The organism is Winslowiella iniecta, from assembly GCF_001267535.1.
Lineage (GTDB): Bacteria > Pseudomonadota > Gammaproteobacteria > Enterobacterales > Enterobacteriaceae > Erwinia > Erwinia iniecta.
Genome location: NZ_JRXE01000006.1, coordinates 46,005 through 64,639, shown reverse-complemented (window position 1 = coordinate 64,639; position 18,635 = coordinate 46,005). Strand labels below are relative to the sequence as shown.

Sequence of the window (18,635 nt, the reverse complement as noted above, 5' to 3'; positions counted from 1 at the left end):
AATCCCATTGGATGTTTTTTACTCACGGATATGAGTACTATTATGATAAACCACCTTCCTGTTATCGTAGGTAGCCCTGTCACACCTGAGCCGGTCAAAGTCACTCGCGCCGACCTATGCTCTCTGCCGCTCGCCAGTATTTGCAATGTTCCGCTGCTATTAACGGCGACCGAGGGCGGCGCTGAAGAAGAACTGTTCTTCGACGCGCTGGATACCCAGCCCTGGCTCACGCCGACATCGCCACAGTGGCCACGACTCAGCGCCCTCGCCTCGCAGGTCAAGGACGCTATCCATCATCAGCTTCATTTACTTAGCCAGACCGCCATGGCGACCACCTTGCTGAATGTTATCCATCCCGATCTGAGTAAACTGCTGGCCGCCGTGCTGATTTGCAGCCAGCCGGGCAAAGAACTGCTCACGCTGGCAGGCTATCTCGGCGGTATGGAACTGCTTAACCAGCTGATCCACACCGTGGCGGGCGCAACCTCAACGGCAGCGATTCTCTCCAGCCTGCCAGCACTGCTGGTGGTCTGGCTGCAACGACAGCATATTTCTCTCAGCGCAAGCCTGACTGACAGCTGTTTAATTCTGCTTAGCACCGGGCTCGCGATTTGCGCAGCGGCAGATATCACGCAACCCAGCTGGCTATTAAGCCTGCACGAGCAGGTACTCACGCCAGTGACACAGCTCTGTGCAGAGAGTGGCTTTGCGACGCTGGTTGCCACCGGCATCACGCTAATCGTTGGCCTGTATGCCATGTTGCGCCTGAGCGGCGGGTTAGCGGATAAGGTTCCGCAGGGGAATGTCCTCACCCATGGTGCGAAGATAATCCAGGGCCTGGGGGCACTCTCCGCCAGAAGCGAGGATTATCAGCGGCGGTATAACCTCAGACGCCATCAGCAGCAGACACAAAACTGGTACCAGCAGACTCACGGCAAAGCTTATCGGCAGGATCTGGCGGAGAAGGCGTTAAATCGCGCAGTGTTGCGCTGTTTGCCGAAAGCGGTTCTGCGACAGAAAGATCATGACAGCGCGCATTTTTACCAGGCTTATCAGCAGACAGAGCAGCAAATTTTACAGCAGCAACTGGCAGTGTGCCCACTGGGCGGAAGAGATATCCGGCCACTGTCGCACCCATACCGCACAGCGGACACGGTAGACAACGCCATGATACCCGCAGCGGCGGAAGCGACTGCGCTATCCGTGCCGTTGCTGGTTTCCGGCGTCGCGATCGCTGGCGCTGCGGCATCTCCAGCATGGTGGAAAGGACGCACGGCATTATCCCTCGCTGCAACAGGTGTCACGCTGGCAGCCGTCGCGGGCGTGCGCTATCTTCGTCACTCTCCGACAGCAGTAAAACTACCGCCGGAAGCGGATGGGGCAAATAAAGCGGGGAATATTTGTTTCAACATGATCGGCACCATCAAAGGTTTTCTCGCTTCAGATAATACAGGAGCGACCCTGGCGGCAGAATTGCTTAACTGGCTCTTTGATGAGAAAAACAATCTTGATCTCGTTCGTGGCGACCGATTGCTGGATAGCTTAAACATTACGACCTTCAGAAGCGTTGATTATCATAACATGAATAATCAGCTGATAATTATATTGTCTTACCTGTTGAGTGATGAAAATAACAACTCCCCAGAAGAGATTGACAACATTATTATCAAACTGCACGCCGGTTATATTTCCAGCTGGTATAAGTTTGTCGTGGAGAAGAAGAATGACGCAATAAAAAATATCCTTAACGACTTACGTAAGGAGTGCGCCAAAGAATATTTATCCAGAGGAATTCACAGTCGATTTGGCATGAGCAAGGTCACCGAATTCATTTTATCCCAGATAGTACCAAATTTACTTTTTATGGAAAAAAATGGCAGAGGTCATGAGCCGTTAATATCTAAAAATGGCTATTACTTGTGGAACTACATTGGCAAAAAATTATCAACAAACCGCGATTTCCGTAGAGATAACATCGACACTGCACTCAGGGAAGGATTTATTGATGGATTCGTTTTCTCACGTTTTCGTAATTATGCCGATGTTAATACCTCAGAAGCTGAGTTGGTCGGTGGCCTGAAAGAGGAATATGACACGATCAATAAGAATCCAAATGACTATCACAGAAAAGATATTCAACTTGAAATGCTACCGATAATCACTATGGATGATATCATTGAGAAAACCTATCCCGACATTGATATCTACGCCCCCCAGGATTTTAATACTTTATCACTATTGGTTAAAACCCAAGGGAGAATGGACTATCAAACCCGCAGAATGCTCGACTGCAAAAGTTTTCGCGATATTATCCGCAACCTTGACGATGGTTTTACCCTGTTACACCAATATCTACCGCAAAAAACACCCCATAGCTTGCGAGAATATAATATAAAGCACAATCCAAAATCATTCTCACTAAAAAAGCATCCTACCCGAGCTGAATTATATCAGCAATTTGAACAACATTATCAAGATATGCGCGAGCAGCACAATGTATTATACCACGAAGTTGTCGATAAGGCATTTTTGAACTTACCCGTCAATGACTTTATCTTTATTCATCGTGATGACACCTGTTTCATCGCAATAGATGTAGAAGTGAAAAGATTGAGTTATTTTCATTATTTTTTCTATCCAAAACATTTTCGCCTGAACCCGGCAGTCAGAGAACAGGTACTTTATAATCTTCGTCCTCACTACGAACTGGGTAAAATTTTCATTGCCTGGAACCCAACAACACGAGAAAAACGCTATTATGCTTTGCATATTGAATATAGTCGGTCTCATCTTCGCCAGTTGCCAATATGGCGCTTACCGATCAACAAAACCGAAGACATTCTTAACCTTAAACACAGCTTTTTAGATGAGAACTATATTTTTACCGATCAGCAGTCTTTCTTTGATTCTTGCGACGAAATCAGAGAACCGAATACTACGTTATATAGTGATATATCCAGGACAGGCGAGTTTTTTACTGAGCGTTACCATTATTATAAAAATAAACTTTGTGTATCATTCAAACCTGAGAGGAAAATCATCGTCAACTTCAAGGAAAGGCCGCTGGGGGACAGACACGAATTTTCGCTGGATATGTTAAAAACAGAAATAAGCGAAAACCGAAAAAAATTCCTGATTTTTATGAAGTCAGCGGCACAAAACCATACCGAGTTTGAAAAGGACAATGCACAAGGGACATTCAAAAAATTAATCAAATCGCTGCCACTCTATAACTGTTATGAGCTGGCACGGGACTACATATATTCTCGCGAAGACAATGAACCGCCTTCCACTTTAATCCCCGCGTTGCAAACATTGATTTGCTTCGGCGATATTTATGGGCTGCGGGGATTTTCAAATACATTTAAGACACTATTAAATACAATCCGAAAAAAATATGTATCACGCCTATTTAAAGAACACCAGATAAATCATCTGTTCAAAAAAATTGACAGGGCGTTAACAAGAACAGCAGAGAGCAGTTATTCAGAAAAACTCAGGGCGCAGATAAACACCATCAGAGATGAGGTGAAAAAAATTGATAACGAAATTAAGATATTACGAAGTGATATTAGTTTAAACCTTAAAGAAGTGGCGGCCATTCCTGCATTAATTGCCTTTCCTTATCTTGCCGTAGGGGGAAAAAAAGGTTATCTGGCCAGCGTCATTCCCTGGGGAATTAGCACAACAAAAATAGGGGCAAAAAAAATATTGTCGCATAAAAAAAAGACCCGATTCGGCTTCCCATGGCAAAACCCATTGGGCGATAAGCTGCTTGAACATGAACTTTACAGCCTGCCGGATCCGGTAGTGATTAACCAGACGTGTACACCGGGGAAATTATCAGCGGACAAAACGGTGCTCAATATTTTTACTCTGCTTAATAACGATAAACCGGTTTATCAACAGCTGCTGTTCAGCGCATTCCGTAGTCCCGATCCGCAGTCTGTCATTACTACCGCCAGCGAAAACGGCTGGGTTTTCCCGGAAAATCATAACCAGATGTCCATGTTTTGCTTTATCGCACTGACCATTCCGGTACGCAGTTACACCAGTATGGTGCTAGCGATGGAGGATTATTATAAGACAGGGAAAAATGACGTTAAAGTCACCGAAGATACCCTGTGGAATTATTATAATGATGCCATGGAAAGACCTTATATTAAACTCTCCGTTGAACTGCAGGATGCACAACATCAGTTAATTAAACAAGCCAGCACGATTATCAGCGATACCCTGCAAAGTACGATCAAGGCTATCGAACTGAATTATCTGTTTATGCTGCAATTCTTCCTGATGCGGGAAGATGTCGCCACGCTGGCGCAGGCGATGAACTCGCCGCCCGCCTCCAGAGAGGCGGCGCTGGCACGCTGGCAACGGGAACTCACCTTTAACCTTGAAAGGTTCACCCTCTACGGCACCAGTCATTCCTCAGTACAGATGAAATTTCATGCCGCCGCCGTCGGCCAATTCGCCCAATACTGCCAACAAGCCACTGACAGTCATCCGCCCGCGATCGTCCTGTTTAGCCACAATATGGAGACTTTTCTCGAACGCCGGGAAAAATATCGACTCGACCATCGTGACGCCGCGCTGCCATCACCCGAGGATTTCACCCGTAACTGGCTGCAAATAGCCAGCGATCTGGCGACGCTGTATCAATCCTTCGCGCGCATTGAATATAGCGCAAAAGCGCTGGCGAATTATCCCCCCGAGCAGTGGCAGGGAACCACGGCGCAAAGTGCCTGGTTGAACGCCATGCAACCCTTTCTGCTGGAGGAAATGCAATATGAAAATTTCCAGCCAGCGCTGGCTGATGCAGGGAAAAATCTGGCGCAATACTGGCAGCAACGACAGACAACAGCCGGCAGTAAGCTGGAAATTATGCAGGATGGCGTAATTAACCCACTGTTTATCGACGATGTTAGCACCGCGCTGACCGCCAGTTGCCGCCTTTATCCACGGCTCTACTTTTGCCAGGTCTGGCTGACAGATAATGGACGCTGGTTTACCTTTCTCACCAACGAATATATGCCCGACCGCCATACTATCCGCGGCAAACGCCAGGCTGACAGTGTGCATTCCTCTTATCCGCTTGCTCAGCAGGATCATCTGGCGTTAAATGAAAGCGTGGCTTTGCCACTGAAAAAACCTCAGCTATGGGCACTGGAAAGCTTTCTGCATTTTTCCTCACAGCCCTTCCATCTGCGTTTAAATATCTGGCGGCAGGATGCGTTACCGGTGGAGACACTCACCCAGCGTGACGCAGTGGCATTAATCAATCATCTGATTGACGAACAGGGCAACCTGCGTGATGACCAGTTATTGATATTGTCGTGTTATTTTCCCGCACTGAATGTGGCGGATGATTATCCGCTGTTGCAGTTGCTGAGTGATATTTTTCAGCTCACCACGCCACACGCGCCGGGGTTATATCAATTTATCTTTCATCAATTACAGCGCAAACTTGCAGCGGGAAATAACCGCTTATCGCTGTTGCTGGCGCAGGATTTCGTGTCCCGTGAGAGTCAGGCGATTTATCGCCAGTTTGCCGCTCAGCGACAGGATATTGATAAGCAAAGCGAACAGGCGCTACGCCAGTACATCACCGCCACCGTGCAACACCTGACCGCCTTTGCCCGCGGGCTGCTTCCGGTCGACTCCCGGCTGGCAGCGGCTCCCTTACAGCATTTTTCGTCCCGCTTGCTGTGCATCGGCGCCATCATTGCCCGCCAGCTGCGGTTAAACGCCCCTGGCGAAGCAGACTTATTGCATCTGGCCTGGGAAGCTCTGCATGACGCAGGCCTGCTTTCGCTACGCGAAACCGCCATCCAGCAAATGGCGTTAATCAGCGGCCAGCAACCCGTTACTGGCCAACAGCAGCAGGCAACCGACGCCCTGCGGGTGATCGCCACCAGTGTGCAAACCGCCGCATGGTTGCAGCAACGCCTGCAAGTGTGCCTGCAAAATAATCAATGGCTGGCTGGTTTTTTGCGCCTGTTGACGTTTTCCGACTTTTCCACTGCGCAGCAGCAACAGTTAAGCGCCATGATAAAAACCAGCCTGGAAAAGCAGCATCATTTATTACAGTTGGCGCTGCTGCAACTTCCCGCAGATGACAGCAGAATGCTGGCTGACGCTCTGCGCAAAGCGCAGTTGCAGGTTAGCTGGTATGCAGAGTGGCGCGATAGCCTGCAACACTCCAGGGTGGCCGGACTGGGCTTCCACAGTTCTCAGCAGCAAGGCATCGTGCTGCCGCTGGGCGCTCCTCACTCTATTCCGTTAATATTTCGCCAGCTTTCACGCTCCCCCACCGACAATGAACTCATCCATCTCTGTTTCACCGATGCAAAGACGCCGCACAATATGACGGATCCCGTGCAGATCACTCTGGCTGGCAACCTGTCCGTCACCAATCCGGCTACGGCGTTGTTGGCATGGATGCAGCAAGAGACAGGGGAGCTGTGCTACACGCTAACGCAGACAGAGAGCGAATCTGCTTTCGTCCAGCACAAGACACAGCTGGAACGCTGGCTAAGCCAGCATCTGTTTTTCTATGGGCATGATGATAATGATGATTACCGCTTTATTCAGGAACAAACCCACCAGTTGGTGACGATTGCCGACCATGCGGCGATGGCAACGTGGCAGCAACCCCATCATGTCAACGCGGCTGATTTATCCCCTGTTGATGAATTTAATCAGGCGGTCACCGATGTGATGGGTGCCCATACCCACTGGCCTTTCCTGACGAAAGCATTAAAAGAGCGCGGGCAACGCTATAGTCCCACGCCATTATCTGCTCTACCCACCGACGACTTCGCCGGATTTTGGTGGGATCCGGTAAGCCGCGTCTGTTATCTGGGCTGGAAACAAGGAGTCGATCGCAAGCTCTATGTCAGCCTTGCGCAAAACCGCCATGCTCTCTACCCCTTGCCGGATGATAACGCCAACGCTGCAATCTGGCCGGCATTAAACCCATCAGATTTGCTGGGCTACTCTCTGCAGGCGCTGCGCCACGGCGAGATATCGCCACAGAGATTTTTTGATGACTCCGTTCCGCTGGCCTGGCAGTTACAGAGCGCCCTCAGTCATGCGCTGCCTCTGCCGGCCAACGCTATCCCCACCCTGTTCTCCGGCGTCGCCAGGCTGTATACCACCGGCAGCGGTTCAGCGCTGCAATACTATTTTTCCCTCGCCGCCGGCAACACTGCTTTACCCGTCACCGCAACCGTTATATCCCATGGCGGCTGGCGGCTTACCTTCACCCCGTCCACGGATCGGGCGTCCCCCGACCTGGGGTTTAGCCTGGAAACACAGCCGTTTGACGCAGACTGGCAATATACGTGGTCACTTACCGCATCGTCACGCTGGCAGTTGCAGCCCGCAATGAACGCCAGCCGGTTAATCCGTGCCGGCAATTTTTCACCCGCCGCCTATCTGCAATGGGGTAATGGCACAGATAACTGCACCAGCATGACGCCCGCGTCCCCTGTTTTACAGGGCAGTGACGGCAGTATGGTGTTTATTTTTAGCGAAGATAATTACCGCCGCATCAGTTACCGCGTGCTTGATCCGCACGGGACGTTGTGCAAATCGCCGCAGATCCCGACCAACTGGCCACAGCACAGTACGGCAGCCAGTGCGCAGCAATTTCACGCGCAGCTGGAAACCTTTGTTTCACAACTGGATTCTGATTACTGGCCGTTGCTGCAAGCAGATGAAGGACAGCGTCTCAGAATCGAAATCGCCGCGAGGCAGCAAAACCAGCGGCTAGTTTTGACCACCGCAGCAAAAGCGATCGGTTCATTCCCGTTTCGCACCGCCAGTAAGCCGCTGGAAATGTCAGAATTGATGGATGTTTACCTCTATTTTCGCTCATCGGACAGAAATTTCGATCACGAGCTGAAACAGGGCACATCGCTACAGAATACGGATGTGACCTTACTCTCATTGCTATCGGACCCACTCAGCTGGCGCGAGTTTGATCTTTACCGGGAAGATGAACGCCGGACAGCGGAAAAATTATTCGCACTGAGAACCGCCATGCTACTTAAAGCGCTGGCGCTGCTGAAAAAAGATCCGATACTGGACAGCCTGTCAGAGGTGCTACAGAACGAGATCAACCAGGCCATCGAACTACAAAAGCAGGCCAAAAACGCCATTGAATTTATCAAGCAGCAGCCCGACCTGCCGGCTGACGACGATGCTGCATTTCGCCTGCAGCGGCAGTATTTTGCAGAGAATAATTTCTTCAGTCACTACCAGCAGCAACTCCATGTCACCCGTGAGCTTTTCGCGCAGCCCTGGCATTGCCTGCACAATGACAGCTGGTCAACCGCATCACGCCTTGCCTGGCAGCCCGCGCTGGAACAGCTTCATAGCCTGGCAACAACACTGCCGCAGGATGAAAAGGTCATCAACAGGCTGCTGACGCTGCCTGCGGTACAATGGCAAACCAGCGCCATACAGCAGTCCGCCGCATTATGGCGCCGCCGTTGTGACAGTGCATTGCGCTACTGGCAAACCCGCCGCCGCGCCGAAGAGTTGGTGATGCTGCGCCCGCAAATGGCGGCAGGAAAAGCTGAGCTGATCCCGGCACAGCACCACTGGCCGGTGCGCCTCATCCTTGGTGCCGGAACAGGCGATCCTGACAGCTACCAGGCCACCGGTATCGCACCTGCCCGCAGGATCACCGTCGAGCAACAGGAAGATCTGCTGCTCATGCCAGTGGGGCCGACAACGCATTCAGAGCCGGTGCCGCGTATGGCGGGCATCAACACTCAGCCACAAACCATCGGCGAGTTTGCCGTCTGGATTAAACTTCGCCTGTCCAGTCCTTGGGCGCTGGCGACCTATTCCGGCCCTTCTTTCTGGTTACGTCTGCAAAACCGCATCCGCCAGGTTAGCGATACAGAACAACAGGTCTTGAGCAAAGAGGTCTATGACTTTTGCCACGCTGCGGACACCCTGCGTTTTCTGCAGGAAGAAATGCCGGAAGAGCTGGACACGCGCCGCTACGGCGCGTTTTTCCGTCAGCTGTATCATACTGAGTCGCTGTTTATCAGTCTGGTGATGACCGATGAAGAGATGATCTTTGGCCTGCTGTGCGAAAATTTTGCCGCACAATACCCGCAGCGTGCAGCAGAAACCATTGCCTCAGCCTGGTTTCTGTTTCAGCAAACTTTTGCACAGCAGGCAGAGGGTGACGACAGGCAAGTACTTTACTTAATTGGTGTTTAACTTCCAGCCAGCTCTTACTGGCAAAAAACTAAACCATCACTACAATAATTTTTCTGCATATTACTCAAGGAATGAGTACTGATATGATTAATAATATCAACGATGCCGGGCGGGTCGCTCCGATAACGTACGCAGCCGCCTCTGGGCTGGCTGCGCCGTCCTCGCTTCCCTTTACCGCCGTCCGTAACGTGTCGCTCACGATATCCGCTCCTGAAGAAGAACTGTTCTTCGACGCGCTGGATACCCAGCCCTGGCTCACGCCGACATCGCCACAGTGGCCACGACTCAGCGCCCTCGCCTCGCAGGTAAAGGACGCTATCCATCATCAGCTTCATATACTCAGCCAGACCGCCATGGCGACCACCTTGCTGAATGTTATCCATCCCGATCTGAGTAAACTGCTGGCCGCCGTGCTGATATGCAGTGGCCGGGGAACCGATATTGTCTGCCAGGCGGCTTTAATGGCGGGACTGCAACTGATCAATCAGCTTATATATCTCGCCGCCGGCGTAACGACCAGCGCGGCAATACTTTCCAGCCTGCCGGGACTGTTATTGATCTGGCTGCAACACCACCACGTTTCCCTGACAGCCACTCTGCTGCAAAGTATTCTCACGCTGCTCTCCAGCTGGTCAACAGTCTGCGCATTAGAAAATATTGGCCAGCCCGGGTGGATGGTGGAACTGCATCAGCAGCTTATTTTTCCGGTGATGCAGTTATGCCGTGAGAGCGGTGCCACTGAAGTGGTGATGACCGGCATTACGCTGATCGTCGGATTATACAGTGTGCTGTCTGTCAGCGGCTGGTTAAAGGGCAAACTGCCATCGCCAAATATGCTCACTGATGGCCTGAGAATTATCAAGGATATTAGTCAGTTATCGGCGCGCAGCAGTGATTTCCAGCAACACTATGAAATACAGCGTGTCGGGCAGCAAACTAAAGCCTGGTATGAGGAAACCCATCACAAACCATGGGACGAGAGCAAAGCCGCTAAAGCATTAAACCGGGCAGTGATCCGTTGTATACCCAGAGATATCCTGCTGCAAAAGGATCGGCTGATAACCGATGCTGCCCCATCATCCGCACACCGTGCTTTTGAAGAAAATTATCATCGCGCTTATCAGCAAACCGAGCAGCAGATCTTATCCGCACAGTTATCAGTATGCCCGGACGGAACCCGAAGTATTGGGCCGAATATGCTCGCAGATATGCCAGCCTCTGCCTCCTGCCAGGCAACATCCTCATCAGCAGGCGTCTCAGTTCCGCTGCTGATCCCCGCAGCGATGATGGCAACCACAGCTGCCCCGAATCTCTGGTGGCAAAGCCGGACAAATTTACTGCTGGCGGCGACCGGTGTGACGCTGCTGGCGGGAGTGGGATATTTTCGCCAAAGCGCAGGACGATCGGAGAAATCCGCTAAACCTGACAGTAACGCCGTGACAAAAGAGATCAATATTTGCACAGAAGCGAAGAGTAATATCAAGCAACTCATGAATTCAACTAAAATAGGAGTATCACTGGCGGTAGAGTTATTTGACCGACTGTTTGATAGTCATGGCGATATTAATTTTAAATTTGCAGATAAATTACTGATGAAATGGGGTGTCTCAACATTCACTAGCAGAGACCGTAATGAGATGAATGGCCAGATATTATATATATTATCATTACTGCTAACGCCAACTGGCCGTAGCCAGCCGCCAGATATCAGTAATATTATCCTTACACTGGGTAATAAATTAAATAAATTATGGCATTCAAAAAGTAAACACCGCAAAGAAAAAACAGTAATGGTGATACTACAACAGCTCCGTTCTCACTGTGCTAAAAAATATTCTTTTCTGGAGATCTATGTTGCATCAGACATGAGTAAAATTTCTAACTTCCTGATTTCATATGTGGCGCCAGATTTATTATTCCTCGAGCAAAATGGTAAAGATAACGAAATTCTTATTTCCAAAAACAACTATTATATCTGGAATTATATTGGTAAGCGATTTTCTGAAAACCACTATGTTATGCATGATGAATTTTCGATTGCTATTCATGAAGGCAGTATCGATGGGTATGTACTCTCACGTTTACTCAGCTACCCTGGTTATAACCTGACCAGCAACAGAGAGTATCTTGAAGAGGCATACAAGGAGATTAACAAGGAGATGTATCTCTATCATAAGCAAGATATAATACTTGAAGCCATCCCAATTGTCTCATTTGATGACAGTGCGCAGATAAGCTTTCCTGGCGTAGACCTTCACACACCACAGGATTTCAACACGATTAAATTCAGAATACAGACCCAGGGACGCATTGAGAAAGCGGTGCGTGCCATCACCGAGTGTAAAAACTACGGAGAAATAATCCGCAATATGGAAGATGGATTTAATGAATTATTTCATTATCTTCCTGACAAAATACCCGAATCACTACGCATCTACGATCGGAATAATAAAAAACAGTTCACATTAAAAAAACACCCAACCTACTCTGAGTTATATAGTAACTTCAGCCTGGCTTATGAGGAAATGATTTTTCATCACTGTGACCTTTACCGGAAAATTGTCGATCAGGCTTTTAAAATATTACCTGATGATGATTATTCTTTTCTTAATAATATTGAAACGCAAATTTATGCAATTGATGTCAAAGTAAAAAGATTCAAAGTTTTACGCTATCTTTTCCAGCCGAGAGCTTTCCATTTTTTTCCTGAATTTAGTAAACGTATTTCCTATAATCATCGCCCTCATCATGAAACCGGTAAGATTTTTGTCGGTTATAATAGTGAAACAAAAGAAAAACGTTACTACATTATCAACATTGAATCCAGCCGGTTACATACCAGACAATTTCCGGTGCGGAGATTACCTATTACTGAAAAAGAACAAGTTTATAATTTAGACGACAGCACGCTGAATGAAAACTTTATTTTTATGGATGATCAACCTTTCAATAATGTCTGCGATGAGCTTAAAGAGCCGAACACTACCACGCTGAGTCACTGGAATAAGGGTGATAATTTTATCATCGAACATTACCACTATTATAAAACCAAACTCTGCCAAACCTTATCGAGCCCTGACGATATGAGTATTTCATATCAGGAAAGACCCCTGGGTGATAAAGACATTTCCCCTTTAGAAGCTTTAAAACAAGAGGTAACAGAGAACCGAAGAAAATTTCTTGTGTACCTCAAGGGAAAAGCACATAACCCCTCCCTTGCCGAACAGGAAACAGCTAAAGGAAATGTGCAACGGCTGGTAGAGTTGTTACCCTTTTATAACTGCTATGCGTTTTTTCGCGATATTATTATTTCCAGAGAAGATATCACACCGCCTTCAATACTGGTTCCTTTCTATCAGCTCGCAATCTGTGCCGCAGATTTTTATATGAGTTATGGTTTAAAGAAAACCATCAGTTCACTGCTAAACTCACTGAGACAGATGTATGCAAAACGCTGGGTAAAAGAAGCAGCAATTGCCAACTTAAATAAAAAAATCGATTATGCACGTTCTCAGCCCTCCTCGGTTAAGCAGGCCGACCAGCTTGCCGCAGAAATAAAGCTGGAAATCAGCAACCTGAAAAAGCTTGACGACGAAATCGCCGTCATTCGCAGTAACGCTTACACAACGATGAATGGCATCGTCTCCAGTCCGGTTTTTGCCGCTTTCCCTTACCTTTCCTTTCGTGGTGGTGATAATCTTCTGTCAGCGAATAAACCATGGGGTGTGAATATGGTAAAAATGCTGATCAAAAAAAGTTACACCAGTGAAACAAACAGCAGATTACAAGTGCCATGGAATAATCCCAAAGCTATTCAATTAGTTGATCGGAATAATTACGACCCACAACTCCCCGAACCGTATAATTTCTCTTGCCTCTCAGTCCTGATGCAAAAAGACAGTCTGGCTCTTAATATTTTTGAACTGTGCGATTCAAATCCGATACTTTTTCACCAGATGTTCTTTAGCGCATTACTTGATCCGATGCCGGAATCGATTATCGCCAGCGCTGAGAAAAAGGGGATAAGCATCCCGAAAGATTATAACCAGATGTCCATGTTCTTCTTTATCTCGTTAACTATTCCGATAAGATGCTACACCAGTATGTTTATGGCTCAGCAAGATTATTATAATGATAAAAACACGATTAATGAAGAGACGCTGTATCAGTATTATTCTGATTACATGGAAAAGCCTTACACCTCTCCTCCTCAAGGTCTTAATACAGAACAGAATATTTTAATTAATCAATCAATCATTAATATCAGGATGGTACTAAACAGTAAAATTCAGGGTGTAGAATTAAGCTACCTATTTATGGTTCATTATCTGCTCATGGATGAAAGTATTATCGGGAAACTGCAGCTAATGATGATAAAACCTGCTGAGAAGCAACAATATACCGATCAGATACTTCAGGCTTTAACTTATAATCTGGAAAGATTCACTCTGTTTGGTTACAATTATTCTTCAATGCAAAAAAAATTCCATCTCGCTGTTATCAATCATTTGGCCCATTACTGTAAAGAGCTTATCGACAAGAATCTGGCAAATACCATCCTGTTCAGTGCCAATATGGAAGTATTTATTCTGCGCTATGAAGAATATCGCCAGCTAAATCCTGATGCTCCCCCCCCGTCCCCCGCCGATTTCGCGGCCAACTGGCTACATTTAGCGCAGGATATTGCAGATATTTATCATTCATTTGCGCGTGTTGAATACAGTGCCAAAGCACTGGCAAATTTCCCCTTAGCTCAGTGGTCTGATAAACCGGCACAGGCCGCATGGCTGGCGGCCCTACAGGATTATCTTTTCCCGGAGATGCGCTATGAAAATCTTGTTCCTTTTTTACTCTTCGCGACAGAGAAATTAGCCTACTACTGGCGACAGCGACAAAAGACCGCAGGAAATATTGCGGTGCTCACCGGTAATAACGTTGTTAATCCATTATTTATCGATGATGTCAAAAAATCGCTGATTAGCAGTTGCTCTCTTTTCCCTAAACTGTATTTCTGCAATGTCTATCAGACGGATAGCGGTAGCTGGTTTACCTTCCTGGATAAAGAGTTTATCTCCGAGGCACATAATCGCAAACGGCGCGAGACACGCAGCACTTACCGCGACTGGCCTGTTGCTCCGCTGGAGATACCGCTGCTGGAAGAGAGTATAACGTTACCGGCGAAACAGATGCAGGCAGTATTAAAACCCGGCGTAATTTTCAATGATGAAATGTTGTATCAACAACAACTCAATATGGTGCTGAGCAGCTTTATGCGGTTTGCCTCACTCCCTTTTCACCAACGCCTGCAAAGCCATCTGCTGAATATCGATCCGCAGGTGTCGGGTGCAGTCCCGCGTGATGCCATCAAGCTGATAAATAGTGTTATTGATGCGCAAGGCAATATCGTCCAGTACCAGGTCAGTGTATTACAGCGTTATTTACCGCAACTCACCGGCACGGATAATGCGGTATTGCTGCAGTTGTTGAGTGATATATTTTGTCACGTCACCCCGGAAGCGCCGAAACTCTATCAGTTTGTCCTGCATCATTTACAAAATAGTTTCGCCGATCCAACATTCAGCTTAGCGAGTCTGTCGCAAAAAAATTTCGTTGCCGGGCAGATTACTGAGATTACCGAGAAATATGGAGCAAAGCTCAGTCGCCGCGATGCAGAAACGCAGCAGGCGCTTCAGCGATACCTCTCCGCCACGCTGAACAATCTGCTCTCTTTCGCAAAATATTTGCAGAATCTTGAACCGCTGCTGGCCACCTCCGCTTTTCACAGCCTTTCTTGCCAGTGGCTTTGTCTGGGTGCGATTATTTCCCACCAGCTACAGCCAGAAACCGTTTCTGTCGATAATTTACTGATGCTGGCATTCGCTGCTCAGCATGACGCTGGCCTGCTTTCTATGCATGAGACCGCCATCCAGCAGACCGCTTTGCTTAGTGGCCGTCGACCCGATAGCGAAAATCGCAGCGAGGCCACGGATGCACTTCAGGCAATCGGCGCAAATCTAAAAGAAGCGGCGGTGATGCAACAACACATCCTTGCTTGCCTGGAAGGTAGCCAGCGGTTGGCAGGGTTTATCAATCATGCCACTTTCTCCGCCCGTCTGGCTGACGCGGCTCTGCTTCAGGTCTTGCTGACAACCGCTTTGCAGAAACAGCGACAATTATTGCTTAACGCCCTGTATCAACTCTCTGATAATAATAATTTACGTCTGACCCAGGCCGTATTTAACGGCAATCTGCTGGTCAGTTGGTATCTGCGCAGCAATGACAAAAGCAGTGATATTCAGGTCGCCGGGCTGGCGTTTCACTGCCCTGGCCAGCCCGGCATATTGCTGCCGCTGAGCGATCCTCAGTATGTCCCAATGCTGTTTCGTCAGTTGTCTTCACAACCCGAACAGCAAGAACTGACCCGTCTCTGTTTTGGCTTTTCTGATTCTTCACATAATTTCACTGAATCCACCCGACTGCCTTTGAGCGTTAGCGCTCAGTCACGCGGTCTGCCGGTGACGAATCCGGCGATAGTATTATTTGAATGGATGCAGTCGCAGACAGAGAGACAATTAGCCATGCTGATAGCGGCCCGCGACGAAGAGGAGTTTGCACTGGCAAAAAATGCGCTGGCCGACTGGCTTAGTCAGCATCTGTTTTTCTATGACCGCAGCGGCAGCAATGATTACAGTTACATCAGGGAACAGTCCGAACATATCACTACCGTTGCCGCCCATGCAGATAGCGAAACCTGGCAACAGCACATTAATAACGGGTCCACTAAGATGAATCCTGTCAGCCACTTCAGTCAGGCTATTACCACACTGATGGGAGCCAGTACCGAGTGGCAAACACTAACCCGCGCCTTAAGAGAAACCAGATTAGGGTCAGAAGGTGGCACTGTCGGCTTCACCAGCCTCCCCGAAAACGGCTTCGCCGGCTTCTGGTGGGATCCGGTGAGTCACTTCTGTTATCTCGGCTGGCAGACCGGAAACAAGCGCGAACTTTATGCCAGCACCGCAGAAAATCGGGACAGATTGTATCCACTGCCGGATGACGCGGCCAGTGCCAGCATCTGGCCAGATTTAGCCTTTTTTGACTGGCTGAGAGAGGATGTGCAGGCGCTACGCCGCGCGGCTATTTCCGCAAGCAAGTTCTTCGATGATTCAATCCCGCTGGCATGGCGACTACAGTGTGCCATGACAAAAGGTATCACACCGCCCACCGGATCAATTTTACGCTATCGCGGACTCTCGGAGGTGTTTACCCATGGTCAGGGCGGTCAGCAGAAAGACTATTTTTACCCTGCCGGGGCGGAGCTGGCGACACCAGTGACGGTAACTGAACTTGCCGGGGGTGGCTACCGGCTACATTTTTCACCGCATAACAGTGAAGCCCTACAGGATAACTATTTCTCGCTGGAAACCAGTCAGCTGGATAGCGCCCGCCAGGGTCAATGGATACTGACTGAACATCCAGGCTGGCAGCTATTATCAGCGCAAGATGCTGATAAATTGATTGAAAAGCGAGTGTTTGCTCCCAACCGCTATCTGCACTGGGAGAGTGGTGATCTCTATACCACCACCATGGTGCCAACATCGCGCATATTGCAACGCAGCGATGGCAGGATGGTGTTTATCTTTAACGAAAAAAACCAGCGAATGAGTTACCGAATACTGGGTGACGATGGCCAACTTCATCCCTCACCGGTACTGCCAAAACAGTGGCCACAGGCTGATCCGCAGCAGCTTGATGCCGCGATTGTCAGTATCGTTGCGCAGCAGAACACATCGGATTACCGGGCCTTGCTGGCGCCGGATGAACAACAACGCCTTGCATCCGTATTATCCGCTAACCAGCGGAGCCGACAGGCCGCGATCGCGACGGTTTACAACGTACTCAATGTGGTCCCTTATCGCGCTGCCAACACTTTTAGCGATCACGAACAGGCATTAAGCGAACTGGAAGATGCCATGCTGATTTTCCGCTCGCGTGGTCAAATTTTATATCAGGTTATAAAAAAACTTGCGCGTCTGCATGACACCCCCATTACCCTCGGTGAACTGATGTGGAGCCCCTTCGAGTGGCGTGATTACCCTCTCTTTACTCAGTCAGAATGCGATAACTCATTGTTAAGACTGGAGCATAAAAAGAGACTGCTGCATGCCTTACTGAACCAGGTTGAGCTGGTGCATGAGCTGCGTTATAGCTCCGATAGCCTTAAAGAGTGGATTAATCAGAGCCGCAGCCTGATAACACAAGCCATCACGGTGGTTAAATTTATTCAGACACAGCCTTACTCAGGAACCCTGTCTGCCAGCGCGCTATTACCCTTGCAATTACAGCACTTTGCACAGAATTATTTTTTCAGTTATTACCAGCAACAGCTGCATGTCACCGCTGATCTCTTTCAACAGCCGTGGCAATGCATCCGCGATGATAGCGGATTAGTGCAGACAAGCTACGACTGGCAACGGGCGCTCGATCAACTGCACACGCTGGCAACAGAAATACCGCAAGAAACCCGGCTCTTAGACCGGTTGCTGACATTGCCCGACCTGTTGTGGCGTGCAGAGAAGATGCAGCAGCGTGCGGGCCTGTGGCTACAGACCTGTCAGCAGGCATTTCGCTACTGGCAAACACCACGGCGTGCAGAACAGATTGTTCTGCTGCGACCCAAAGCCTCGTCTCAGGATCTGGGCTTTATCTCACACCGGCAACACTGGCCGATTCGCCTGATCCTTGCTGCTGGCACCGGCGATCCTACCACCAATCAAACCGGGAACGTCGCGCCGCCGTTGCGGCTCAGCATCGAGCAAAATGAAGATTTGCTCCTGACCCAGCCAGCGCCGGAGAAGGATGACAATGCAGATATCCGCCTGGCGGGAATTAATGCCGATCCGCGTAACGCGCAGGAGTTTGCCGCCTGGAGTAAACTCCGGCTCTCTACTCCCTGGGCGCTGGAAACCTTTTCCGGCCCGGCCTTTTTACTGCGTTTGCAAAGCCGCATTCATCTCGTGATGGCACAGGAGCAGGGTGACTGGAGCCAGGAAGAACGTGACTTTTACTCCTCTCCAGCTACCACAGAATTTCTACAGGAAAATCAGCCTCAATCGGTTGATAACCACCGCTATGCGAATCTTTTCATCCCGATTTTCAACAGTAATCTTCTGGTCAGCCGCCTGATCATGACCGATGCGGAAATGCTGTTTGGCCTGATGTGCGAACATTTTGCAGAAAAGCATCCCGATCGCGCAACAGAGGATCTTTCGAAGGCCTGGTTCCTTTTTCTGCATACATTTGAAAACCAGAATGACGATAACTCACAACAGCCGCTGTATCTGGTGGGTGTGTGACGCCGCTGCGGGCATAAAAAAACGGGCCATCAGGCC

Annotated in this window: 2 protein-coding genes; both read left to right on the top strand. The window is 48.9% G+C overall.

The features are described from left to right. Positions 1-42: 42 nt before the first annotated feature. On the top strand, positions 43-9,243 hold the full coding sequence (locus tag NG42_RS05415) for a hypothetical protein (RefSeq protein WP_052898252.1): 9,201 nt from the start codon (positions 43-45) through the stop codon (positions 9,241-9,243). Between the two features lie 365 nt (positions 9,244-9,608). Beyond that, entirely contained in the window at positions 9,609-18,599 is an 8,991-nt protein-coding gene (locus NG42_RS05410) for a hypothetical protein (RefSeq protein WP_162231017.1), read from the top strand. The last annotated feature ends 36 nt before the right edge of the window (positions 18,600-18,635 follow it).

What these genes read in the sequence shown, in the direction of transcription:
- NG42_RS05415 (WP_052898252.1), top strand. Translation starts at nt 43, where the DNA reads ATGATAAACCACCTTCCTGTTATCGTAGGTAGCCCTGTCACACCTGAG.